At 62.1% G+C, this 21,789-nt stretch carries 17 protein-coding genes; 6 read left to right on the top strand and 11 right to left on the bottom strand.

Features of this window, described 5'->3' with window-relative positions; all coding sequences use genetic code 11:
- The 6 genes from CFR80_RS03710 to tkt form a co-directional block, all read right to left on the bottom strand.
- Positions 1 to 147: HAD family hydrolase (locus CFR80_RS03710; RefSeq protein WP_181418156.1), on the bottom strand; the 147-nt coding region annotated here is incomplete at its 3' end.
- 27 nt (positions 148 to 174) lie between these two features.
- Positions 175 to 1,011 (bottom strand): Cof-type HAD-IIB family hydrolase, encoded by an 837-nt coding sequence (locus CFR80_RS03705; protein ID WP_083819080.1) that lies wholly within the window; start codon positions 1,009 to 1,011, stop codon positions 175 to 177.
- Positions 1,008 to 2,537: a glucose-6-phosphate dehydrogenase gene (gene zwf / locus CFR80_RS03700; RefSeq protein ID WP_010514128.1), complete on the bottom strand. Its 1,530-nt coding sequence runs from the start codon at positions 2,535 to 2,537 to the stop codon at positions 1,008 to 1,010. The genes CFR80_RS03705 and zwf overlap by 4 nt, the downstream gene beginning before the upstream one ends.
- A gap of 150 nt (positions 2,538 to 2,687) precedes the next feature.
- On the bottom strand, positions 2,688 to 3,686 hold the full coding sequence (gene gnd / locus CFR80_RS03695; RefSeq protein ID WP_010514129.1) for a phosphogluconate dehydrogenase (NAD(+)-dependent, decarboxylating): 999 nt from the start codon (positions 3,684 to 3,686) through the stop codon (positions 2,688 to 2,690).
- A 118-nt stretch (positions 3,687 to 3,804) separates the two neighbouring features.
- Positions 3,805 to 6,663, bottom strand: coding sequence for a bifunctional transaldolase/phosoglucose isomerase (locus tag CFR80_RS03690; RefSeq protein ID WP_010514130.1), 2,859 nt, complete (start codon positions 6,661 to 6,663; stop codon positions 3,805 to 3,807).
- A gap of 112 nt (positions 6,664 to 6,775) precedes the next feature.
- Complete coding sequence (gene tkt / locus CFR80_RS03685) at positions 6,776 to 8,887, bottom strand: transketolase (RefSeq protein ID WP_029329421.1); 2,112 nt, start codon at positions 8,885 to 8,887, stop codon at positions 6,776 to 6,778.
- A gap of 374 nt (positions 8,888 to 9,261) precedes the next feature.
- On the opposite strand from tkt, the gene CFR80_RS03675 reads away from it, so the two are divergent.
- The 4 genes from CFR80_RS03675 (at position 9,262) to CFR80_RS03660 (ending at position 12,517) form a co-directional block, all read left to right on the top strand.
- Positions 9,262 to 10,287, top strand: coding sequence for an MBL fold metallo-hydrolase (locus CFR80_RS03675; RefSeq protein WP_010514132.1), 1,026 nt, complete (start codon positions 9,262 to 9,264; stop codon positions 10,285 to 10,287).
- 102 nt (positions 10,288 to 10,389) lie between these two features.
- Positions 10,390 to 10,938, top strand: a complete 549-nt coding sequence (locus CFR80_RS03670) for an ankyrin repeat domain-containing protein (protein ID WP_010514133.1) — start codon at positions 10,390 to 10,392, stop codon at positions 10,936 to 10,938.
- 94 nt (positions 10,939 to 11,032) lie between these two features.
- Entirely contained in the window at positions 11,033 to 12,103 is a 1,071-nt protein-coding gene (gene hisC, locus CFR80_RS03665; RefSeq protein WP_010514134.1) for a histidinol-phosphate transaminase, read from the top strand.
- 135 nt (positions 12,104 to 12,238) lie between these two features.
- The gene (locus CFR80_RS03660; protein ID WP_010514135.1) at positions 12,239 to 12,517 is read left to right on the top strand and encodes a hypothetical protein; all 279 of its coding nucleotides are present in this window, start codon (positions 12,239 to 12,241) and stop codon (positions 12,515 to 12,517) included.
- 290 nt (positions 12,518 to 12,807) lie between these two features.
- Here the strand turns inward: CFR80_RS03660 and CFR80_RS03655 are convergent, their stop codons facing one another.
- A complete protein-coding gene (locus CFR80_RS03655) occupies positions 12,808 to 14,124 on the bottom strand; it encodes an MFS transporter (RefSeq protein ID WP_010514136.1) in 1,317 nt (438 codons plus the stop codon).
- A gap of 757 nt (positions 14,125 to 14,881) precedes the next feature.
- On the opposite strand from CFR80_RS03655, the gene CFR80_RS03650 reads away from it, so the two are divergent.
- Positions 14,882 to 15,331, top strand: coding sequence for a hypothetical protein (locus CFR80_RS03650; RefSeq protein ID WP_029329423.1), 450 nt, complete (start codon positions 14,882 to 14,884; stop codon positions 15,329 to 15,331).
- Positions 15,332 to 15,352: 21 nt separating this feature from the next.
- Here CFR80_RS03650 and mdoH read toward each other — a convergent pair whose 3' ends face one another.
- From mdoH to CFR80_RS03635, 3 genes are all read right to left on the bottom strand, one after another.
- A complete protein-coding gene (gene mdoH / locus CFR80_RS03645; RefSeq protein WP_010514138.1) occupies positions 15,353 to 17,530 on the bottom strand; it encodes a glucans biosynthesis glucosyltransferase MdoH in 2,178 nt (725 codons plus the stop codon).
- On the bottom strand, positions 17,518 to 19,023 hold the full coding sequence (locus CFR80_RS03640) for a glucan biosynthesis protein (RefSeq protein WP_048855514.1): 1,506 nt from the start codon (positions 19,021 to 19,023) through the stop codon (positions 17,518 to 17,520). The genes mdoH and CFR80_RS03640 overlap by 13 nt, the downstream gene beginning before the upstream one ends.
- Before the next feature lie 128 nt (positions 19,024 to 19,151).
- Entirely contained in the window at positions 19,152 to 19,496 is a 345-nt protein-coding gene (locus tag CFR80_RS03635) for a winged helix-turn-helix domain-containing protein (RefSeq protein ID WP_010514140.1), read from the bottom strand.
- A gap of 81 nt (positions 19,497 to 19,577) precedes the next feature.
- Between CFR80_RS03635 and CFR80_RS03630 the strand changes: the two genes are divergently transcribed.
- Positions 19,578 to 20,120: a GNAT family N-acetyltransferase gene (locus CFR80_RS03630; RefSeq protein ID WP_029329424.1), complete on the top strand. Its 543-nt coding sequence runs from the start codon at positions 19,578 to 19,580 to the stop codon at positions 20,118 to 20,120.
- Positions 20,121 to 20,294: 174 nt separating this feature from the next.
- On the opposite strand, the gene CFR80_RS03625 is transcribed toward CFR80_RS03630, so the two are convergent.
- On the bottom strand, positions 20,295 to 21,758 hold the full coding sequence (locus CFR80_RS03625; protein ID WP_010514142.1) for a mannitol dehydrogenase family protein: 1,464 nt from the start codon (positions 21,756 to 21,758) through the stop codon (positions 20,295 to 20,297).
- Positions 21,759 to 21,789: the final 31 nt, after the last annotated feature.

The following is a 21,789-nucleotide window of genomic DNA, read 5'->3' as shown; positions in this document are numbered from 1 at the left end:
GAACAGGATGCCACGTTCACGCAGGCGTTCGACAGCCCGGATGGCGCGTGGTGTCAGGATCTTGTCCTTCGTGACCAGCGTGCCGTCCACATCGGCCAGCACCAGCCTGATCTGGCTGGCCGGTGTTGCTGCTGCGTCCTGGGGCATATTGCCTCTCCCTTCTGTGCCACGCGCCTATGCGCGGTGCAGTACAAAACTTTCCATGGCAAAAGCCCACCCGTCATCCGTATTGGATCGCGTCACGAAACGGGCATGGGCCTTCACATTGTCGGGCGCGTTGCCCATGGCGATACTGACCCCGGCTTCCTTCAGCATGGGAATATCGTTGTTCATATCCCCGATACACGCCGTATTCCGGATATCAATATCCAGCAGTTTTGCCAGTTCTTTTGCCGCATAGCCCTTGTTCGCCTGCGGATGCGTAATATCAAGGTAAATGGGCGAGGAACGATGTACACTCGCCTTGCCCGCCAGAAGGTCTGCAAGCGCCCGTTCCACCTCCGGCAGGGTGGCGGGATCGGTCGATACACCCATGATCTTGCCGACATGTTCATAATGACCGTCAAAATCATCCACCCGTACCGGAGTGGTCCGTACCACGTCACGTTCATGACGGACCTGAGGCGTATCATCGCGGCGCACCAGCCAGTCATGGTCGATGTACAGCCACGGCTCGACCCCGTGGGCGATCAGGAATTCAACCGCCGCCCGCGCCGCTGCCGGGTCAAGGGACAGCCGTTCGCGGATCGTACCGTCAGGATCGCAGATCAGGCCGCCATTCAGCCCGGCAATGGGGGTATCGATGCGCAGTTCACGGACAAACTGCATCATGCCACGGGGTGCACGGCTGCTGACCAGGCTGAGCCTGATGCCCGCGGCCCGCACGTCATCCGCAGCGCGACAGGCGGCGGGGGTCAGCGTGCGGTCCGGTGTAATCAGGGTCCCGTCAATATCGGATACGACAAGGCGGACGCCGCCTGCGGGAGCAACGGGTGGGGTCATGGGCATCATCCAATCTTCAGCCAGTGGCGGTGATCGCGGGCCAGCAGGGCGTCGGCCGCTTCCGGTCCCTCACTGCCAGCCGCGTAAAAATCAAGGCTCCGCGCGTCCTGTCCCCAGTCCAGAACCGGCTGTACGGCGCGCCATCCGGCCTCGATATTATCCGCACGCTGGAACAGGGTGGCGTCACCGATCATGCAGTCATAGATCAGGGTCTCGTAACCCGTGCTGGGTCCTTCGCTGAACCATTCGGCATAATCGAATTTCATCCGCACCCCGCCCAGCCGCACGGACGGACCGGGGATCTTGGCGGAAAACTGCATGGTCACGCCTTCCGTCGGCTGGATATGGATGACCATGATGTTGGGGGCCAGCTTGTCCACCGGCGTATCGCGGAACAGCGCATAGGGCGCGGATTTGAAATGTATGGCAATTTCGGTCTTGCGCGCGGCCAGCCGCTTGCCCGTGCGCACATAAAACGGCACCCCGGCCCAGCGCCAGTTATCGATCTGGAACTTCATCGCCATATAGGTTTCGGTCAGGGAATGGGGGTCAACACCGGGTTCCTGCCGGTAGCCGGGCACTTCCTTCCCATTCACTACGCCGGGGGCGTACTGCCCGCGCACCACATCCTGCGGTGAGAGGGGATGGATGGCATCCAGCACCTTGGTCTTTTCATTGCGCACGGCATCAGCATCAAAGGAAATGGGCGCTTCCATCGCCGTCATGGCCAGAAGCTGCATGACGTGGTTTGGCACCATGTCGCGCAGGGCGCCGGTGCCCTCGTAAAACTTCGCGCGCTGTTCCACGCCCACCGTCTCGGCAGCCGTGATCTGCACATGGTCAATGTTCTGACGGTTCCACAGGGGTTCGAAAAAACCGTTGGAAAACCGTAGCGCCAGAATGTTCTGGACCGTTTCCTTACCAAGATAATGGTCGATACGGTAAATCTGCTGTTCCGTCAGGGTGCGCAGCAGCCGTTCATTCAGCGCCACGGCGGAAGACAGGTCGTTGCCAAAGGGCTTTTCGACAATGACGCGGCGGAAGGTGTGACGTCCCTCGCGCACCAGTCCCGCCTCCCCCAGCCGGTCCACGATGGGGCCAAAGAAACGGGCGGCCACGGCAAGGTAGAAGATGCAGTTCTGATCGCCTACCACCGCAGTGATGTCCTGATACGTCTGCATGGTTTCAAAATCGCCGCGCACGTAGCGGATGCGCGGTTTCATCCATGTCCAGACGTCCTCGCGCAATGTCACGGCTTCAGCACCCCGGCGGGCAGCGAAGTCCTCCAGCGCCGCACGGACATTGCGCTGCAACTGCTCATCAGTCAGTTCGGCCCGGTCAACCGCCACGACGCTGAACCCGTCATCCAGCAGTCCGGCACAGGCAAGATTGTAAATGGCAGGCAGCAGGAGGCGGCGCGTCAGGTCGCCTCCCCCGCCGAAAATGACAAATGATCCCGGTGGGCTGCGCCGTGGGGCGGTTTCATGCCCGGTATCGCCAACCTGTGATACCGCCGAGGCAATGATGTTTTCCATTATACTGCTGTCCCTGGACTGTTTCCGCCTGTCTTCCTTCCCCGGCTGTTCCGGTTGCAGTCATTGAGCGCTGTCGTTTTTTCCAGAAACAGCCGGGACCCGGAATGCGTAGCATCCCGGCGTCCCGTCAGTTACCAACCGCGTGTCAGATCAGTTATTCGTACCCTCAATGTGACCGCCAAAACCGAAGCGCATGGCAGACAGCATCTTTTCGGCAAAGTTGTTGCCCGTGCGCGAACGGAAGCGCGTGAACAGCGACGCGGTAATGACGGGCACCGGCACCGCCTCTTCGATCGCGGCCTCAATGGTCCAGCGGCCTTCGCCCGAATCGGCCACGTCGCCCTTGTAGTTCGACAGGTCGGGGTTGCCCGCAAGCGCGCTGGCCGACAGGTCAAGCAGCCACGACGACACCACGCTGCCACGGCGCCAGACTTCGGCAATGTCGGGCATGTTCAGCTCAAAACGCTGGTCTTCGGGCAGGTCGGTCGAATTCTTGGACTTCATCACGTCAAAGCCTTCGGCGAAGGCCTGCATGATGCCGTATTCGATGCCGTTATGGACCATTTTCACGAAATGGCCGGAACCTGCGGGACCGCAATGCAGGTAGCCCTGCTCGGCACGCGGGTCGAAACCGGACTTGTCACGGCCCGGCGTACGCGGGATGTCGCCAATTCCCGGCGCCAGCGCAGACAGGATGGGGTCGATGTAATCCGTGGCGTCCTTGGTGCCGCCGTACATCATGCAGTACCCGCGTTCCAGGCCCCACACGCCGCCCGACGTACCGACATCAACGTAATGGATGCCCTTTTTCATCAGTTCCGCGGCACGGCGGATGTCGTCCTTGTAAAACGAATTGCCGCCGTCGATCACGATATCGCCCTTGCCCATGAGCGTCCCGAGTTCCTGCACGGCCTGTTCCGTCACCTCGCCCGCAGGCAGCATGAGCCAGACAACCTTGCGGCCCGCAAGCTTGCCCACCATGTCTTTCAGCCCGGTGGCGGGAGTGCAGCGATTGCCTTCACCCTGCGCGCAGACCTTGGCGGTCACGGCGGGATCACGGTCAAAGGCCACCACGTCATGACCGTGGCGGGTCAGGCGGATGGAAATGTTGCCGCCCATCTTGCCAAGGCCAACAATACCGATTTGCATGATCAAACACTCCTAGAAGATGGGATAGGACCGTAGTCCTACCGCCATCATGGCCATTTCCCAATGACCCCCATCAAAAAACCCGCCCCTTCGTCAGAGGGGGCGGGCCAGCATGCGGTCAGACCGCGCGGGCAATATCCTGCCCAAGTTTTTCAAGACCGGCCTTCAGTTCACCATGAATGTGAACACGCAGCACACGGCGGCCACGTTCGGCCAGTACCTCCATGTCGCCACGGGCCTGCGCTTCCTTGACGATGCTGAAGGTATATTTTTCCCCCGGCACCGGCAGGTTGACCTCATCATCACATGTAATCTGCAGGAATACGCCCGTGTCTGGACCACCCTTGTAGGCCTGCCCGGTCGAATGCTGGAAACGGGGGCCGAATTCGGCGGCCGTGGCCAGCTTCAGCGCGTCACGCAGGTCAAGGCGTACCTTCTGTATCCATTCACGCGTCCATGTATCGCGGTCGATATAGGCCAGCAGGGCAACGTAATCACCTGCCTTCCCGCGGGCGAAATGTGCTTTCAGGATCGCTTCCGCCGTCTTGCCACCACCCAGTGCCGCGGCATTTTTCGGATCGGCATAGAAGGCGAAGGGGCCGTCCTTGGCAAACGGCTCATACGGCGGCAGCCTGCCGGTTTCGTTATAGGCGGTGGTGATCTTCTTGGTTTCGATCTTCGATTCCTCGACATCGGGCTGGTTGAACGGGTTGATCCCGATCACCGCACCGGCGACGGCGGTCGCGAATTCCCAGCGGAAGAATTCCTCCAGCACCTGACGGCGTTCATGCAGTTCGATGGTGACGACCGGCTCACCCGCTTCGGCCAGCGCGGCGAAGGCCGCGTCCTGCTTCGGGCAGGGATCTTCAGCCAGCCGCAGGTAGGCAAACACCCGGTCCCTGCCATACACGCCCGGCTTGCCGATGGTTTCATCATCGATGGGGATCAGGCCCTTGCCGTCCTTGCCGGTCGATTCCGCAATCAGCTGTTCCAGCCATGCGCCCATGTCGTAAATGCCGGGCGATGCGATGATGGTCACCTTGTCACGACCGAAATCGCGCGCGGCCACACCCAGCACGGCCCCCAGCACCACGCCGGGATTCTGCGCGGGCGGGACGGAGGCGGCACAGGATTTCTCGCCACGCTGTGCCGATTCCAGCAGCAGCTTCAGCGGCAGGCCGGCAACGGCTGCCGGCACCATGCCAAAATCGGACAGGACGGAGTACCGGCCACCGATCTGCTTTTCACCGTAGAAGATTTTCCAGAACCCGTCCTTCTTCGCCACGTCTTCCATGTGCGAACCCGGATCGGTCACGGTGATGAAGTGCGAACCGGCCTTGTCGCCCAGCACCTTTTTCGCCTGATCGAAGAAATAGGCCTTGAGGATGTTCGGCTCCAGCGTGCCGCCGGATTTGGACGAGACGATGAACAGCGTCTTGCTGATATCGATCTTTTTCTCGAAATCACGTACCTGCTGCGGGTCCGTGCTGTCCAGCACGTACAGGTGCGGAAAGCCTTCATGCTTGCCAAATGTCTGGGCCAGCACTTCAGGCCCAAGGCTTGAACCGCCCATGCCCAGCAGCAGCGCATCGCGGAAGCCGCGTGCCTTCACTTCCGCCTGGAAATTCTCGAATTTCGACAGGGCCGCAACCTGGTCATCGGTGATGTCCAGCCATTTCAGCCAGCTTGCCTCATCCTTGCCGGTCCAAAGGGTTGCATCCTTGTCCCATACGCGACGGACATTGCCTTTCTTGCGCCATGTCTCCAGTTCCGCATCGACCGCCTTCTGCAGGTCCGCAGGCAGCTTGAGCGCGGTGGACGTGACCTTCTTGCCAAGGAATGCCGCCTGTTTGGCCGCAACCGATCCCAGCAGGTCATCAAACGCATCGGCGAAGGAGGCAACCCCCTCATCCACCAGCACCTTCGTCACGCCATCCAGATCAAGGCCGAGCCGCCGGGCTTCCGCAAGAACCTTCTTCGCGCCCTCGACATCCTGCGTCAGGGTCGGGGCGACCTTGCCGTGGTCACGGAAGGCATCGAACGTCACGGGGGGGATGGTGTTGACCGTCTCGGGGCCGATCAGGCCGTCCACATACAGTACATCGCTGAAGGACTTGTCCTTAGTGCCCGTGCTGGCCCACAGCAGGCGCTGTGGCTGGGCGCCGGCATCAGCCAGCTTTTTCCAGCGCGGGCTGGCCATCACGGCCTTCCAGTGTTCATACGCCATCTTGGCGTTGGCGATCGCCACCTTGCCGCGCAGCGCCTTCAGCGCCGCACTGTCCTTGTCGCCCTTCGCCACGCGGGTGTCGATTTCCTTGTCGATCTTCACGTCGATGCGGCTGACGAAGAAGGACGCGACACTGGCGATGTTCTTTACGCTTTCACCACGGCCAAGACGGTCTTCCAGTCCGGTGATGTAGGCTTCCAGAACCTTCTTGTACGCATCGATCGAGAACAGCAGCGTGACGTTGATGCTCAGCCCTTCGGCAATGGTAGCGCGCACGGCGGGCACGCCTTCCTCGGTGCCGGGAATCTTGATCATGAGGTTGCGGGCATCGACCGCTTTCCACAGACGCAGTGCCTCGTGCAGCGTGCCCTTGGTGTCACGCGCCAGATAGGGCGAGACTTCGAGGCTGACATAGCCATCCACGGCCTTTGTCTGTTCATAGACGGGATACAGCACCCTGGCCGCGGCGCGGATGTCGTCCACGGCCAGCAGTTCATACAGCGCGCCCGCGTCAAGAACCTGATGGGCCAGCACCGAACGGATCTGGGCATCGTAATCCGTGCCCTGACCCATGGCTTTCTGGAAAATGGCGGGATTGGAGGTCACGCCCTTCAGCCCGTCTTCATCCACCAGCTTCTTCAGGCTGCCATTTTCGGTATAGGAGCGCTGGATAAAGTCCAGCCATGGGGACTGACCATAGCGGGCCAGTTCCTTTAACGGATTTTCGCCACCAGATTCACGCGCACTCATGCTGTGCTTCCTTTGCTTGCCGACGGCGCGGGAAAGCCCCGCGCCGCCAATACTGCGTCTTCAAAAAACAGGGCAGGCGGAACGTCATGTCCCGCCTGCCCGTCCATTGTGCCTATTTGCCCGCCTGCCTGCGGGCAGCGGCCACCACGGCATCAACCGTGAACCCGAATTTGACCTCCAGCTGTCCCGCCGGGGCGGAAGCGCCAAAGCCGTGCATGACGATCGTCTCCCCCGCAAGGCCGGTATACCGGTCCCAGCCCAGCTGGGCCGCCTGTTCCACCGCAACGCGCGCAGTGATGTCGGGCGGCAGCACGCTGTCGCGATAGGATTTGGGCTGCGCTTCGAACAGATCCCACGACGGCATGGAGACAAGACGCACCTTGATGCCATCCGCCTTCAGCTTCTCCGCCGCCTTGATGATCAGCCCGACTTCGCTACCCGTTGCCATAAGGATGACATCGGGACGCCCGTCGGCATCCGCAAGGACATAGGCCCCTTTTGCCAGCCCTGTTGCTGGCGCATAGGTCTTGCGGCAGATGGTGGGCAGGTTCTGGCGGCTCAGCGCCAGCACGCTGGGGCGGTCCGTGATCCGGACCAGCGTGCGCCAGGCTTCGGCCACCTCGTTCGCATCCGCCGGGCGCAGCACGGTCACGCCGGGGGTGGCGCGCAGCTGGGCCAGCTGTTCGATGGGCTGGTGAGTCGGGCCGTCTTCCCCTACCCCGATCGAATCGTGGGTGAAGATATAGGTCACCGGCAGCTTCATCAGCGACGACAGCCGGATCGGCGGCTTCATGTAATCCGAGAAGATCAGGAAGCCCGAGCAGTAGGCCCGGATGCCATACAGCGCCAGACCATTGCTGATCGACCCCATCGCATGTTCACGCACGCCGAAATGCAGGTTACGCCCGCCATAGGTGCCGCCCCACTGCGGCGGCTGGAAATCACCCGCGCCATCGAATGTCAGGTGTGTCTTGGTGGATGGCGACAGGTCGGCCGAACCGCCGATCATCCACGGATAGTTCTTCGCGATTTCGTTCAGGACCTTGCCCGAACTTGCGCGTGAGGCGACACCCTTGGCATCCGCGTCGAATACCGGGATGTCCTTGTCCCATCCTTCGGGCAGCGTCCCCGCGAAGATGTGATCCAGCTGTGCGGCCTCGGCCGGATATTTGGCGCGGTAGGCGGCGAACAGTTCGTCCCACGCCTTCGACGCGGCAGCGCCACGGGTGGCGATGCCCGCCTGGAAATGTTCGGCCACGCCATCGGGCACGTAGAAGTCCCTGTCTTCCGGCCAGCCATAGAATTTCTTGGTCTCGCGGATTTCCTCGACACCCAGCGGGGAACCGTGCGCTTCCGCCGTCCCGGCAAGGTGCGGCGCGCCCCAGCCGATGATGGAATGGACGATGATCAGCGTAGGCCGTGACGTTTCGGCCTTCGCTTCGGCCAGCAGGCGACGGAAATCGCCCGTATCGTTGGCGTCCTTGAGTTCCAGCACATGCCAGCCATAGGCCTCGAAGCGCTTGTGCACGCTTTCGGTAAAGGCGATCCGGGTCGAGCCTTCGATGGAGATATGATTGCTGTCATAGATCCATGTCAAGTTGCCCAGCTTCAGGTGGCCCGCAATGGACGCGGCCTCGCTGGCGACGCCTTCCATGTTGTCGCCATCACCGCACATTGTATAGATATGGTGATCGAACAGCTTGAATCCGGGCCGGTTATAGTGCTCGGCCAGCCATTTTTCCGCGATCGCCATGCCAACGGAATTGCCGCAGCCCTGACCCAGCGGGCCGGTCGTGGTCTCGACACCTGCGGTATGATGGTATTCGGGGTGGCCGGGGGTGAGCGAGTCCAGCTGGCGGAACTGCTCGATATCCTCCAGCGTCAGCGCGGGACGGTCATTGCTGACCCCACCAGGGCGTATGTCGCGGATGCCGGCCAGATAGATCAGCGAATACAGCAGCATGGACGCGTGGCCGATCGACAGCACGAAACGGTCGCGGTTGGGCCATAGCGGATTGGCCGGGTCGTAGTTCAGCACATCGCGCCACAGCGTATAGCCGACGGGAGCAAGCGCCATGGGGGTGCCGGGGTGGCCGGAATTGGCTTTCTGCACCGCGTCCATGGACAGTGTGCGGATTGTGTTGATGCACAGCGTATCGATATTGGTGGGCATTGCGCCACCTCCTTCAGGTGCCATCAGGGGGGATGTAGTCAGGGAACGCATGAGAGACCGGCCTCCTTACAGCCATGGTCGTTGTCCTGATCGGGCCGGGCCTGATGCCTGAACACGACAACCTTTCTTGTTTTTCTTTCCACACCACCAGCATCCGGGCCACCCGGCGGCGGACAGCGCGGGACGCAGGGAAAAAGGCTTTTTACGGCACGCACCTTCTCACGACCTTCGGGACGGAACAAGCCATCTCATCAAGCCGTTACCACGTCCCGGCCGGCAGGGGGCCGCGCCTTGCCATTGCCCTATAGCAGCGCGTGGCATCCCGCACGGTTGCCCCCCGTCACACATACGGGCGGAATTTGACATGCCGCCCGACCTTCCCCACCAGATCAGGGGTCGTGCCCGTCGGCCGATGGAGACCACGCATGCCCCAGCTACCCGCCAGCGACCACACGGATGGCACCCGCTTTTTCAATCCCCCCGCCATCCGCCCCGACGCCACGCCGCCGGGGCGGATGCGCCGCCTGTCCATCCTGAAATGGCAGTGGAACCGACCGAAATCGGACTGGCCCAAATGGATCGGGAACCCGCCGCCCAAAGGCGACCCGCATGCCCCGTCTGCGGCGGCAACGGTACAGGTGACATTTATCGGGCACAGCACGTTCCTGATCCGCCTGCCCCGCCCCGACGGCACGGCGTTGAGCATCCTGACCGATCCCATCTTCTCCATGCGCTGCTCGCCCTTTTCCTTCATGGGGCCAAAACGTGTGCGCGCGCCGGGACGGGGGCTGGCCGACCTGCCGCGCATTGACGTGGCGCTGGTATCCCATGCGCATTACGATCACATGGACCTGCCCACCCTGCGCGCGCTGGCGCGGCGGGGGGATGACCCGCTGGTGGTCACCCCGCTGTGCAACGCCCGCTTCATGCGCGGGACCGGGCTGCGGCGCATCATGGAACTGGACTGGTGGCAGTCCGTGGCCATACCGGGCCTGCAGGTGACCTGCACCCCCGCCCGTCACGGCGCGGCCCGCACTCCCTTCGATCGCAACAAAAGCCTGTGGGGCGGGTTCATGCTGCATGACGGGGCGGGGCACCGGCTGTTCTTTGCTGGCGACACCGCGCACGGACGGCACTGGAGGCTGATCCGCGAACGGCTGGGGGCGCCGGACATCGCGCTTCTGCCCATCGGGGCGTATGACCCGCGCGCACTCATGGCAGGCGTGCATGCCACCCCCGAGGAAGCGCTGACAGGCCTGCGCCAGCTTGGGGCGAAGCATGGCATTGGCATGCATTTCGGCACGTTCCGCCTGACGGATGAACCCATGGATGAACCCGTGCACAGGCTGGCCCGCGCCGTGCAGGAGGCCGGCCTGCCCCCCGATACGATGGGCGTCATGGACCATGGGGAATGCCGCGACATTGCATGGCGGCAACCCGATGATGCGTGATTGCCCGATGTTCTTTTCAGCCGAACCGTCCTATGATCCGCCGCATCTGACGGGACCGGCCCCCGCCCCCGTTTTCCGCAACCCGACCCGCGAGGCAGGCATATGAGCAAGACAATCGCCAGCGGCGACCCCGCCGCCGCCGCACCCGAATCCTTCAGCAACGCGGAAATCGAGACCCTGTTCCTGTCCGCCGCCCGTGATGGACAGACAGACCTGGTCAGCGAATTCCTGAATGCGGGCATTAACCCCGATACCCGCAATGACAAAGGTTACACCGCGCTGATCCTGGCGGCCTATAACGGCCATGCCAAGACCGTGCACGCCCTGCTGGCGGGTGGGGCCAACCCCAACCTGCAGGACGCCAAGGGGGCGACCGCGCTGGCCGGTGTGGCGTTCAAGGGCGACCTGCCCTGCGCACGCGTGCTGGTGGAACATGGGGCCGCGATTGACGTGCCCAATTTTGTCGGCCGCACGCCGCTGATCTTTGCGGTCATGTTCAACCGGGACCCCATGGTGACCTTCCTGCTGGATCATGGCGCCAACCCTGACCTGCGTGATGGCGAGGGGATCAGCGCGCGCATCTTTGCCACCCGCCAGGGCAATACCGCCCTGCTGTCCGCCATGAACCGCCCGGCGCCTGCCGGGGCCTGATACCCTTCTTTTCCTTACTCCCGCGCGCCCGTGCCCACACCGGGGATGGGCGCGCGCCTGTTTTCATGACCCTGACAATCTGGATTTCACCCTGATGAGCCGTTTCTGGAGCCCTGTCGTCCATACCCTGACCCCCTACGTGCCGGGGGAACAGCCCAGACTGGCCAACCTGATCAAGCTGAATACCAACGAATGCCCGTATGGCCCGTCGCCAAAGGTGCTGGAGGCCATTCGCGCCGCCACCAACGACACGCTGCGCCTGTATCCCGACCCCACGGCGCAGGCGCTGTGTGCCGCGATCGCGCGCGCGCATGATGTCCCGGTTGACCACGTTTTCGTGGGCAATGGATCGGACGAAGTGCTGGCCCATACCTTTCAGGGGCTGCTCAACCACGAAGACCCCCTGCTGTTTCCCGATATTACCTACAGCTTCTATCCTGTGTACTGCGGACTGTATGGCATAAGGCATGAGATGGTGGCGCTGGATGACGCCATGCGCATCGATACCGCCGCCTATCGCAGGCCGTGTGGTGGCATCATCATCCCCAACCCCAACGCCCCCACCGGAATCGCGCTGGGGCTGGACGCCATCCGCACCGTGCTGGAGGACCACCCCGACGCGGTGGTAGTCGTGGATGAAGCCTATGTCGACTTCGGCGCGGAGACGGCGATTGCGCTGGTGGCGCAGTACCCCAACCTGCTGGTCGTGCGTACCCTGTCCAAGTCCAGCGCGCTGGCGGGACTGCGGGTTGGATACGCCATCGGGCAGCCCGACCTGATTGCGGCCCTGACCCGCGTGAAGGACAGTTTCAATTCCTATCCGCTGGACCGTCTGGCGCAGGCAGGCGCCATCGCCGCGATCGAGGATCGGGAATGGCTTGCAAACACCCGTGAGAAAATCATAAACTCCCGGAACAGGCTGACCGACAGCCTGGGAAAGATGGGGTTCGAGATCCTGCCATCACAGGCAAATTTCATATTTGCCCGGCACCCGGACCGTGACGCCGCGTATCTTGCCGCCGCCCTGAGGGAACGGGCGATCATCGTGCGTCATTTCCGGACCCCGCGCATTGCACAGTGGCTACGCATCACAATTGGTACCGATGCTGAATGTCAGGCCCTGATATCGGGACTGGCCGATGTGCTTGCGCTGAACGGGGGTTAGGTCCCCCGGTTCATCACGTACCTGCGCCTGCTCAACCTGCCATGACCGCAGGCAGGGGTCAGTGCGTGCTGTCCGTCTTTCCACACCCCGGTTAACAACCCATTTCCTGGACCCGAGGTCCACAGGACACTTATCATGCGCGCATTCCACGGACAGATGTCCGACAACCAGCCGATCCGCCGCACGCTTGCTGAAAAACAGAAACAGCTGCGCGACCTGCGTGAAACGCTGGCCACCATGAAATCGCACACTTCTCCTGCCTTGCGCGAAAGCGTGCAGAAACGCATCCGCCAGCTGGAAAGCGAAGTCAGCGCCGCCCCCGCCCTGAAAACAAACGAACGACGCACCACAGGCAGCCCGAATGGCACGGATCGCCCACGCAGCCCGCGCCGTCGTCCCGAACGCAGTATCTGACAGAATGAAAAAGGCCGGCCCCATCGGGTGCCGGCCTTTTTCATATCATGCCGCCTGTCTGACAGACCCTAAGGCCCCGTGCTGTCAGGATAGGGTTTCATGGATGCTGCCTTTTTCAGAAGGGCGCTTCCTGAAGCTTTTTGAAAATAGCTTCACCAAAAACTTTTACTCTTTTCCCGCAGCAATCATCGGTCATTTCCTCTTCGGACCATAAAAAACGGGCCTGCTTTGCAGCAGGCCCGCTCTCCACCCGTCCTGAAACAACGGGACTGATAACCGATGGGGCAGGATCAGTGACCGAGCGTCACTTCTTCCGCCACGTCACCGCGCGCCGCAGCCGCATCGATGTAACGACGGGCTTCAGGTGAAACGGTCAGCACCAGCGTCATCAGGGCCGAAGCGACATACAGGCCGGAGAAGATCCAGATGATCCCCTCGATCCCGCGCCAGTTTTCAAACCACGTCACGATGGCCGGGCCAACCCACGTGCTAGCGCCAGCACCCAAGCCAAGGGCAGACAGGGCAGCTGCCTTTTCCTTCGGGCAGATCTGCGGCACCAGGCCGGACAGCGGCACGAAGGCAGCAATCGTCGCGCCATACAGCGCACCCATGGCGGCAGCGATGGGGAAGTTGCCAGGGAACATCTGCGGCACGTAGTAGAACAGCGGCACCGTAATCGCGGCACCAACACAACCGAACAGGGCGACAACCGTACGGTGACCCAGACGGTCAGCCGTGATGCCGGACACCAGGTTCACCAGGATGTTCGACAGGAAGATGATCGAAAGGAGCTGCAGCCACTGCGACAGCGAGAAACCGATGATCTTGGTGAAGAACGCCGGCATGATGACCAGGAACGCATATTCGGACGACGTGTTGATGGTCCGCACGATCATGGCGATGAACGTCTTGGGCTCACGCCACAGGATGCTGATCGAACTGAAGAAGATCGTGGCCGGCGGCGTACCGGGGGCCGCAAGGCGCCTGGAACCGATCGGTTCACGCGTCATCAGCAGGGCCAGCAGGCCACCGAACATGACCAGCGCCAGCGAGGACCAGAACGTCGCCATCTCACCGATCAGAGGGATGGAGAAGCTGGCGAACAGCGAACCCAGCGTGGGCAGCCCGCCGGAGAAGGCGAACCAGAACCAGCCTGCGGCCGAACCCAGCTGACGCGGCGGGGTCGCGGCGGCAATCCATACAAGGAAGCCATAGGTGAACAGCGGATAGCCAAAGCCACGCATGGTGTAGGCTGCCAGCATGATGGGATAGCTGTTGACCGCCACGCCAAAGGTCAGGAACAGGACCTCGAACACACCCCAGATGGCGAGGCCGATCCACATGACCCGCTTGGGGCCCCACAGGTCGGACAGCGGTCCCGATGCCCATGAGGACAGCGAGACGGTCACACCATAAATGGTAAACAGCAGCGCGGTATTACGCGACGAAATGCCCTGCCCCTCCAGATAGGGGGCCAGGTAGCCGGCCTCGACACCATCACCGATCATGAAGAACAGCAGGCCGACAAACCCCCAGAACAGGGGCGCCGGGATGCCAAGCCTATCAGCTATGGACGTTGATTCGGACAGATTGTCTGTCTGTTTCAAGGGGAGATACTCCTCTTTCACAGGCAGCCGACACGAAGATGAGGGGCTCCACCTCATTGTGGAGCGTCGATGCAGGCTGCGTCCACACCGTCCGGTTTTCCGGAAACACCAGTGCGGAACCTCAGTTTCACAAGTTCGGGTGTGCAATCACCCGGACCGGCTACAGCAATGCGGGAACAGAAGAACGGCGCCAGCGCCAAAACGCCAGCGCATCATGCCTGGCAAACCTGCTTCCCCATACATATCACCGGCCAAAAGTCGTCAATCCAGCAGGAAAACGCGCCTGACGGCACGAGTTGCATAACAATACCAATGAAAAAACACCCGGCCCTACCCAAAAAAGGGCACAACCACGTGATCTCCCATCACCGGAAAGACCAAGAATTGGCTGGATATACGAAATCGTTGCAGTTCCGAACGATTTCACAGTGATCCGATAGTCTTCAACCTCCGAACGGATACAAAAAATATATTCAGTGATGGCAATCTATACTAAAAAACTCTCGAGAATGTAAGGGAAATCTCGAATTTTTGCCGCGATTCGGATTTTTCCCTTATTATATCAAGAGATTTCAGGTCATATTTTTATGCATACAGTATATGCATCACGCCCGGGCGCCATCTTTCGCCATGGGTGGGTTCCTGCCATAGTCGGCCTTTCACCTGCCCATACGGGCGGGGCCGCACCCCGGTGCGGTACAGGCACTGCCTGCTGCATCCTTTCATGCCGGGGCATGGACAGACGGAAACGGTTACGGTGAACATCAATTCCATACGCCTTGCCGCATTGCCGGTTGCTTTGCTGCTTTCCCCCGCGCTGGTCTGCGCGTCCGCCCATGGCCAGAGCCTGGCCACGCAGAAGGTACAGCGCGCGATGGAAGTCCTGCGCCTGAAGCCGGATCTGGCCAGCAAGGCATGCCTCGACAAGCTCGAGGACCTGCACAAAATGGAAAAGGTCATCGAGGAAGCCAGCGAAAGCGCACACAACCCCAACCTTTCGCTGGCCCACGATGTCATGGAATCCGATTACGAGGACGCAACCGAATCCTGCGTGCCTGATGCGGCCAAACTGTGTGCCAACCCGGGCAAACTGGCCAGCGCGAACCAGCAGAAGCTGTGTGAATCGCTGGATGCGATCATGTCGGTCGATGGATCTGATGAAGGCGAGGAAATCGCCACCCCGCCCGAAGGCACATCCTCCGACTGAAGGACGTGCCCTGATGGGGGATCAGGAAAGCTGCGCCAGCAGGTGCAGCCCTTCCGCATTGCCCAGAACGGCTGATTTCTCGGCCCGGTTCAGTTCCCGCATGGCGGTGGCCAGATCGGGGGCCTCACGCAGTTTCAGCAGCCCCACCAGCAATGCCGAATTGATCGGGTCGCCCGGCCTGCGGGGTGGCGGCAGCATGATTTCGTGCACCTTGAGCAGCCCGGCCCGCGCCCGCAGCGCCATCACCGCGTCCTGCACCGGGCGCCCGGCCATCTGCACCATATAGGTCAGCGCCGCCTGCAGGACCGGCGGTGGTGCAGTTTCCTCGGGAATCAGCAGCAGATGGGCGCGCCGGAAAGCCTGCCCAACCGCCGCACTGCCCGTCAGCACCGCCAGCGGTATGGCGCAGACCAGCCCCAGCGTGACCGGCAGCATCCACAGGAACAGCGGCAGGGAGACACTCCACGCCGCCACCGCCAGCGCAATGCCCAGTATGGTATGGACAGCATACAGCCGGGCGTTCTGCATGATCTGCAGCCCGCCCGCGTCACGCCGCTGCGCATTCCAGCCCGAGTCGCGACCCAGCAGGATGGACATGACCCCTGCCGTCTGGATGATCATGGCGATAGGGGCCACCAGCCCCCCTACCACCGTTTCCACCACGATGGACGCCGCCGCGGCGAACGCGCCACCACAGCCGCGCCGCAGTGGCCCGTCAATCAGCAGCAGCAGGTAGGCCAGTATCTTGGGCGCCAGCAGCACGCCCATGGTGCCGATGAACATGTATTCCGCCTGAACCGGGTCAACATGCGGCCAGTGGGGGTACAGCAGCTTGGTATCGCCAAAATATTCCGGCTTGTAGAAACGGTTCTGCAGCGAAACCACAATCCCCACCAGCAGGAAGACCAGCCAAAGCGGCGACGTGACATACGACCCGATGCCCATGAGCATATGCATCCGGCTGATCCAGTGCAGGCCCCGCGCGGACACCACCTTGGCATGCTGCAGGTTGCCCTGGCACCACCGCCGGTCGCGAATGGCGATATCGGTCAGGGACGGGGGGCTTTCCTCATACGATCCGGCCAGGGCCGGAACCATGTGGATGGCCCATCCGCCCCGGCGCATCAGCGCAGCCTCCACGAAGTCGTGGCTCATGATCGCGCCGCCAAAGGGCTTGCGCCCCGGCAGGTGCGGCAGACCTGCCTGCTCGGCAAAGGCGCGGGTGCGGATTACCGCGTTATGGCCCCAGTAATTGCCTTCCGATCCATGCCACCAGGCAATACCGTGGGCGATCAGCGGACCGTACACCCTTCCCGCGAACTGCTGCATGCGGGCAAACAGCGTCTGCCCGTTGACAATAACCGGCAGGGACTGGATCAGCGCGACACCGGGATTGCGTTCCATGGCCGCCGTCAGCCGCACGATCACGTCGCCCGACATGACGCTGTCGGCATCCAGCGTGATCATCTGCTGGTAGGCCGCGCCATAGGTGCGCACCCATTCGCCGATATTGCCTGCCTTGCGGTCCGTATTGACCGCACGCCGGCGGTAGAACAGCCGCCCGCCCCAGCCGGTGGCGCGGCACAGGGCCATGTAGGCCGCCTCCTCCGCTACCCAGACATCCGGGTCGGTCGTGTCCGACAGGATGAACACATCAAACGCCCGTTCCTGCAGGGTTGCAGAAAGGCTGTCTATGGTGGCGCGCAGGCCCGCCATGACACGGCCCGGGTCCTCATTATAGGTCGGCATGAGCAGCGCGGTGCGGGTGGTCAGGCGCGGCAGCGGACCGCTGCGTTCAATCCCCAGCCCCAGACCGCCATGCGTCAGCATTGACGCAAACCCGGCAAGGGCTGAGGTAAAGGCCAGCGCGATCCACAGGAACAGCATCACGAACAGCACCAGCATCACCATACCGGCCACGGAACGCTGCACGGCATTGAACACCAGATCCATTTCGTAACCGGCCAGCCCCGTCATGGCGACCGCGCCACCAATCACCAGCAGGCGACGCAGGTGAATCAGCCGCCATTCGGTGGGCGGCGTCGGGCTGCGTCCGTGCAGGTCGGGCGTTGCCGCCAGCGGATGGACCGGCATCTCCAGCGGGGCCGCGGGCGGCAGGGCACACCAGCCCTGCGGCAGCAGCGGCGCGGACTGGCCCGCCGCCGGACCGGGTGGCGCGTTTGCGGCTAGGGTGTCCATCGATAGACCCATTCTTCCGACACAGGACCATTATCATCGGCCAGCACGCAGTTCAGTTCCGCCACCTTCGCATCACCAGGCGCGAATTCGAACGTGCTGCGCCAGCCATGGATGGGGGGAACGGGTTCGACCACCACATTGCGGATCTCCCCTGCCGAGGTACGGCACTGCAGGTGGAAATGCGGCTTTTCGGGCAGATTCTCAAAAGGCGTGCCGACAAAATCGAGGTCAAAGAACCGGGTATGCGAATCATCCGTCGCATCCCCCACACGCGTTGCGGAAATACGTGCCAGCTTCGTGGGCCACGGCGTATCCCACCCCCAGTACATCCGGTAGGTGAACACATATTCACGCCCCGGCGCCAGCGCATCCTGCGGCCGCCAGAAGGCGACGATATTATCGTTCACTTCATTGGGTGTCGGGATTTCCACCAGGTCCACGGCGCCCGCGCCCCAGTCCCCGATCGGCTCGATCCACAGCGAGGGACGCTTTTCATAATTCAGCGACACGTCCTCGAAATCGGTAAAGGCGCGCTTGCGCTGCATCAGGCCAAAACCATGCGGGCGCACGTCACTGAAGGCCGAGAACTGCAGGTCACGCGGGTTGCGCAGCGGACGCCACAACTGCTGGCCACTGCCCGTCCACATGGACAGGCCTTCGCTGTCATGGGCCGCAGGCCGCCAGTCATCAACGCGCGTCCGGTCATTCGCATCAAAATAGAACATGCCCGTCAGCGGCGCGATTCCGGATTCCGCAATGGCCTTGCGGGGATAGAGATAGGACTGGACATCAAAGACCGTCGTCTCGCCGGGACGGATGGTAAAGCGGAACGCCCCCACCAGAGACGGACTGTCCAGCAGTGCATGGATGACCACGCTATCCACGCCAGCCTTGGGCTTTTCCAGCCAGAAGGCGCGAAACAGTGCGAATTCCTCCCCCTTCGGGTCACCGGTCCCGTTGGCGAACCCGCGCGCGGACAGGCCGTAATTCTGCCCCTTCGCCACGGCACGGAAATACGACGCGCCGAGGAAGACGCAGAATTCTTCCATCACGCCCGGCGTATTGATCGGCGCGCGCAGCCGCAGTCCGGCAAAGCCGATATCGTCATTCACCCGCAGGGCAGGATCGTTATAGGTGAACATGTCGGGATTGAAGGCGATGGGACGTGACTGACCATCAATGACTTCATTCATGTCGATGCGCGGTGCATACAGGTAACCACGCGGAAAGAATTCGACATCGAAACCCAGGTTCTCACCATGCCACAGGGCCTGTTCCGAACGGAACGCGATGGAATTGTACTGGTCAAAATTCAGGTTACGCAGCGCAGGGGGCAACGACTGGGACGGGGCCTGATATGCCTGCTGCGACAGCTGGTGCGCCAGCGTGCGCACGGTCGTGGAATCGAAATTGCCGCTCTGGGTGGCGCGGGCACGCGGCGCCACGGCCATACCCGCCACGGTCATGGCGGACAGGGCGGTTCCCGCTTTCATGAAATCACGTCGTAACACTGAGTTTAACTCCAGTTCATTTTTCTTGATTTACTGTCGTGCCACATATTCACGCTCATTAGCGTAAAAGAATGCCGGAACGTTCGTGATCGGGGCAGCCTATGGCTTTTTCACGGCGGGGGCGAACACATGGCGGCCAATGTTTCCAGCTGTCCCTGCACGGCGTCCCGCCCCGCTTTCTCGATATCACGGTACAGCCGCACCACGGCTTCCCCCTCGGGCGAAAGGCCCGCCCCGCCGCCGCCGCCGGGGCGGGCGGCCACCAGCGGGCGCACGAAGGTCGTGTTCATCGCTTCGACCAGCAGCCACGCACGGCGATAGGACATGCCCATGGCCCGGGCGGCTGCCGAAATGGACCCCGTCTGGCCAATCTGTTCCAGAAGCTTGATCTTGCCATGCCCCAGCAGGGGCGAGCCGTTCGCGTCCACGCGTAACGTCAGGCGCATTTCTGTCATGGTTTCCAAACTCCCGGACTCAGCTATATCATTGCCCCTTCTACCGGAAACGACTGCACCTGAAACGGATTTTTCCCGCCCATGTCCCTGCCCACTTCCCCTCCCGGGTCGCCAGCAGGCCCATGGCGGCCCATGCAGGCGCACGATCTGCCCGCCGTCATGGCGCTGGCGACCGCCATGCACCCCGGCTGCCCTGAACGGGCGGACGTTCTGGATGAACGCCGCAGGCTATGCCCGTCGGGCTGCCTCATCCTGCCCGACGCACAGGGACGCCCGGGCGGTTATGTCCTGAGCCACCCCTGGCGGGCAGCCTGCCCACCCGCGCTGGACACCTACCTTCACCGCCTGCCCGGACAGGCAGACTGCTGGTACCTGCACGACATCGCCATCACCCCGTCCCTGCGCGGGCATGGCGCGATGCATGCGGCGCTGCGCATCCTGACCCGGCACGCCCTCAATCATGGCATGAACCAGATAACGCTGATGGCGGCAGAAGGCGCGCGCCCGGTCTGGACGCATATGGGGTTTACCCCCATGCACGGCATCCCGCCGGACATCACCGCAACCTACGGAGCCGATGCCTGCCCCATGCACCGTGCCATTCCCGGAACGATACAGGCATAAAAGCCATTTCCGGCTGTCTGAACAGCCCACTGATGCAACAGTCCACAGGTTCTTAAAGGTGGTTCTGGTAAAGAATTGCCTAAAACACCCTCGAAAATGCCGCCTTTTTTGAAAAAAGGCGGCACCCGAAGACTTTTATTATTTTTTATTACTCAACTGTTCCGGGACAGTTTCTTATACAGGCAGACTGGCCCGCACGCCGCGATCCCGAATGGCCCTGCGCGCGGCAACAACTGCCGCATCCAGCGCGGTGGTGTCCATGTCCCGCCAGCCATCAAAGGCCGGCAGCCTCAGGCCCGCCTCAAGGTCGCGATCATTGACCAGCGCGATCTGGTCCGCATCCAGCGTGGGTTCGATGGGCGTATAGGTCTGTCCCTTTTCATCCTGCCCACGCAGCATTTCCAGATAGGCGGCAATACCGAATGCAATCCGGTCAAGGTCACGCCCGCTGTCCAGTGAGCGACGCACGGTATCGGTCCAGAACACACGCACCTTGGATGCGCCATCGCTACAGATCCGCAGCAGCGTATCGGCCACGGCGCGATTGGAAAACCGGCTGAGCAGGCGCTTGCGGTACGCATCCAGATCCACGCCTTCCGGGGCGACGATCTGCGGCATCGCGTCCTTCGTCCAGTAGGCGTTGGCCAGACGGGCCAGATCGGCATCCTCCACCGTTTCATGCGCGTAGCGGTGGCCCAGCAGCAGCCCCGTCGAGCCCAGCAGCAGATGGGCGGCGTTGAGCATGCGCACCTTTACCTGTTCATACCCCGCCACATCGTCCACGAACTCGACACCCACCTGTTCCAGCGCGGGGCGACCGTTGCAGAACCTGTCCTCCAGCACCCACTGGCTGAAATCCTCCGCCAGCACCGGCAGGTCATCATCCAGCCCGCTGGCCGCATTCAGTGCGTCGCGTGTGGCACTGTCCACGCCAGGCGTGATGCGGTCGACCATGGAACACGGGAAGGTCACATTGGCATCGATCCATTCAGCAAGATCCGGATCCAGCGCGCGGGCATAGCCCACGAATGCCTCATGCGCGACATGGCCGTTACTGCGCAGGTTGTCACATGACAGGACGGTAAATGGTCCGGTCCCCGCTGCGCGCCTGCGGCGCAGGCCCTCCACCACGTAACCGAACACGGTCGCGGGGCGGCGGGGGTTCTTCAGGTCAGCCTGCACGGCGGGGGTATCAAGGCGGAACTGCCCGGTTTCCTCATTGATGTTATAACCGCCCTCGGTGATCGTCATGCTGACGATACGGGTCTGCGGGTCCGCAAGGCGGGCCAGCACGGCTTCGGGATCAGCAGGGGCAAGCAGGTACTCACGCAGCGCGCCAATGATGGATACCGTACGCACGCCACTGGCCGCGACTTCCGTCAGGGAATACAGGCAGTCCTGCTGCCTGAAGGCATGGGCCTTGGCTTCGCCACGCGGACCACCGCCCAGTCCCACGCCCACGATCCCCCACTGTGCCTGTCCCGGCAGGGCGAGGCATTTGTTGACGTACCATGCCTCATGCGCGCGAAAGAAGTTGCCGACACCAAAATGAACGATCCCTCGTCCCACGTCCTCCCGTTTGTAACGCAGCGGCTGGACGCTGGCGGGAAGGTGATTCAGGGTTTTTTCATTCAGCATGGTGTCTGTTGCACTCCTTGATTGTGTCTTC

Origin of the sequence: Komagataeibacter oboediens, assembly GCF_003207815.1 — a bacterium.
In the GTDB taxonomy this organism is placed as follows: domain Bacteria; phylum Pseudomonadota; class Alphaproteobacteria; order Acetobacterales; family Acetobacteraceae; genus Komagataeibacter; species Komagataeibacter oboediens.
The sequence above is the reverse complement of the archived record's forward strand: the minus strand, read 5'-3'. Positions and strand labels throughout refer to the sequence as shown.

Excerpts from the sequence above, each read along its gene's own strand:
- CFR80_RS03705 (WP_083819080.1), bottom strand. The coding sequence starts at position 1,011 with ATGATGCCCATGACCCCACCCGTTGCTCCCGCAGGCGGCGTCCGCCTT.
- zwf (WP_010514128.1), bottom strand. The coding sequence starts at position 2,537 with ATGGAAAACATCATTGCCTCGGCGGTATCACAGGTTGGCGATACCGGG.
- gnd (WP_010514129.1), bottom strand. The coding sequence starts at position 3,686 with ATGCAAATCGGTATTGTTGGCCTTGGCAAGATGGGCGGCAACATTTCC.
- CFR80_RS03690 (WP_010514130.1), bottom strand. The coding sequence starts at position 6,663 with ATGAGTGCGCGTGAATCTGGTGGCGAAAATCCGTTAAAGGAACTGGCC.
- tkt (WP_029329421.1), bottom strand. The coding sequence starts at position 8,887 with ATGCGTTCCCTGACTACATCCCCCCTGATGGCACCTGAAGGAGGTGGC.
- CFR80_RS03675 (WP_010514132.1), top strand. The coding sequence starts at position 9,262 with ATGCCCCAGCTACCCGCCAGCGACCACACGGATGGCACCCGCTTTTTC.
- CFR80_RS03670 (WP_010514133.1), top strand. The coding sequence starts at position 10,390 with ATGAGCAAGACAATCGCCAGCGGCGACCCCGCCGCCGCCGCACCCGAA.
- hisC (WP_010514134.1), top strand. The coding sequence starts at position 11,033 with ATGAGCCGTTTCTGGAGCCCTGTCGTCCATACCCTGACCCCCTACGTG.
- CFR80_RS03660 (WP_010514135.1), top strand. The coding sequence starts at position 12,239 with ATGCGCGCATTCCACGGACAGATGTCCGACAACCAGCCGATCCGCCGC.
- mdoH (WP_010514138.1), bottom strand. The coding sequence starts at position 17,530 with ATGGACACCCTAGCCGCAAACGCGCCACCCGGTCCGGCGGCGGGCCAG.
- CFR80_RS03640 (WP_048855514.1), bottom strand. The coding sequence starts at position 19,023 with ATGAAAGCGGGAACCGCCCTGTCCGCCATGACCGTGGCGGGTATGGCC.
- CFR80_RS03635 (WP_010514140.1), bottom strand. The coding sequence starts at position 19,496 with ATGACAGAAATGCGCCTGACGTTACGCGTGGACGCGAACGGCTCGCCC.
- CFR80_RS03630 (WP_029329424.1), top strand. The coding sequence starts at position 19,578 with ATGTCCCTGCCCACTTCCCCTCCCGGGTCGCCAGCAGGCCCATGGCGG.
- CFR80_RS03625 (WP_010514142.1), bottom strand. The coding sequence starts at position 21,758 with ATGCTGAATGAAAAAACCCTGAATCACCTTCCCGCCAGCGTCCAGCCG.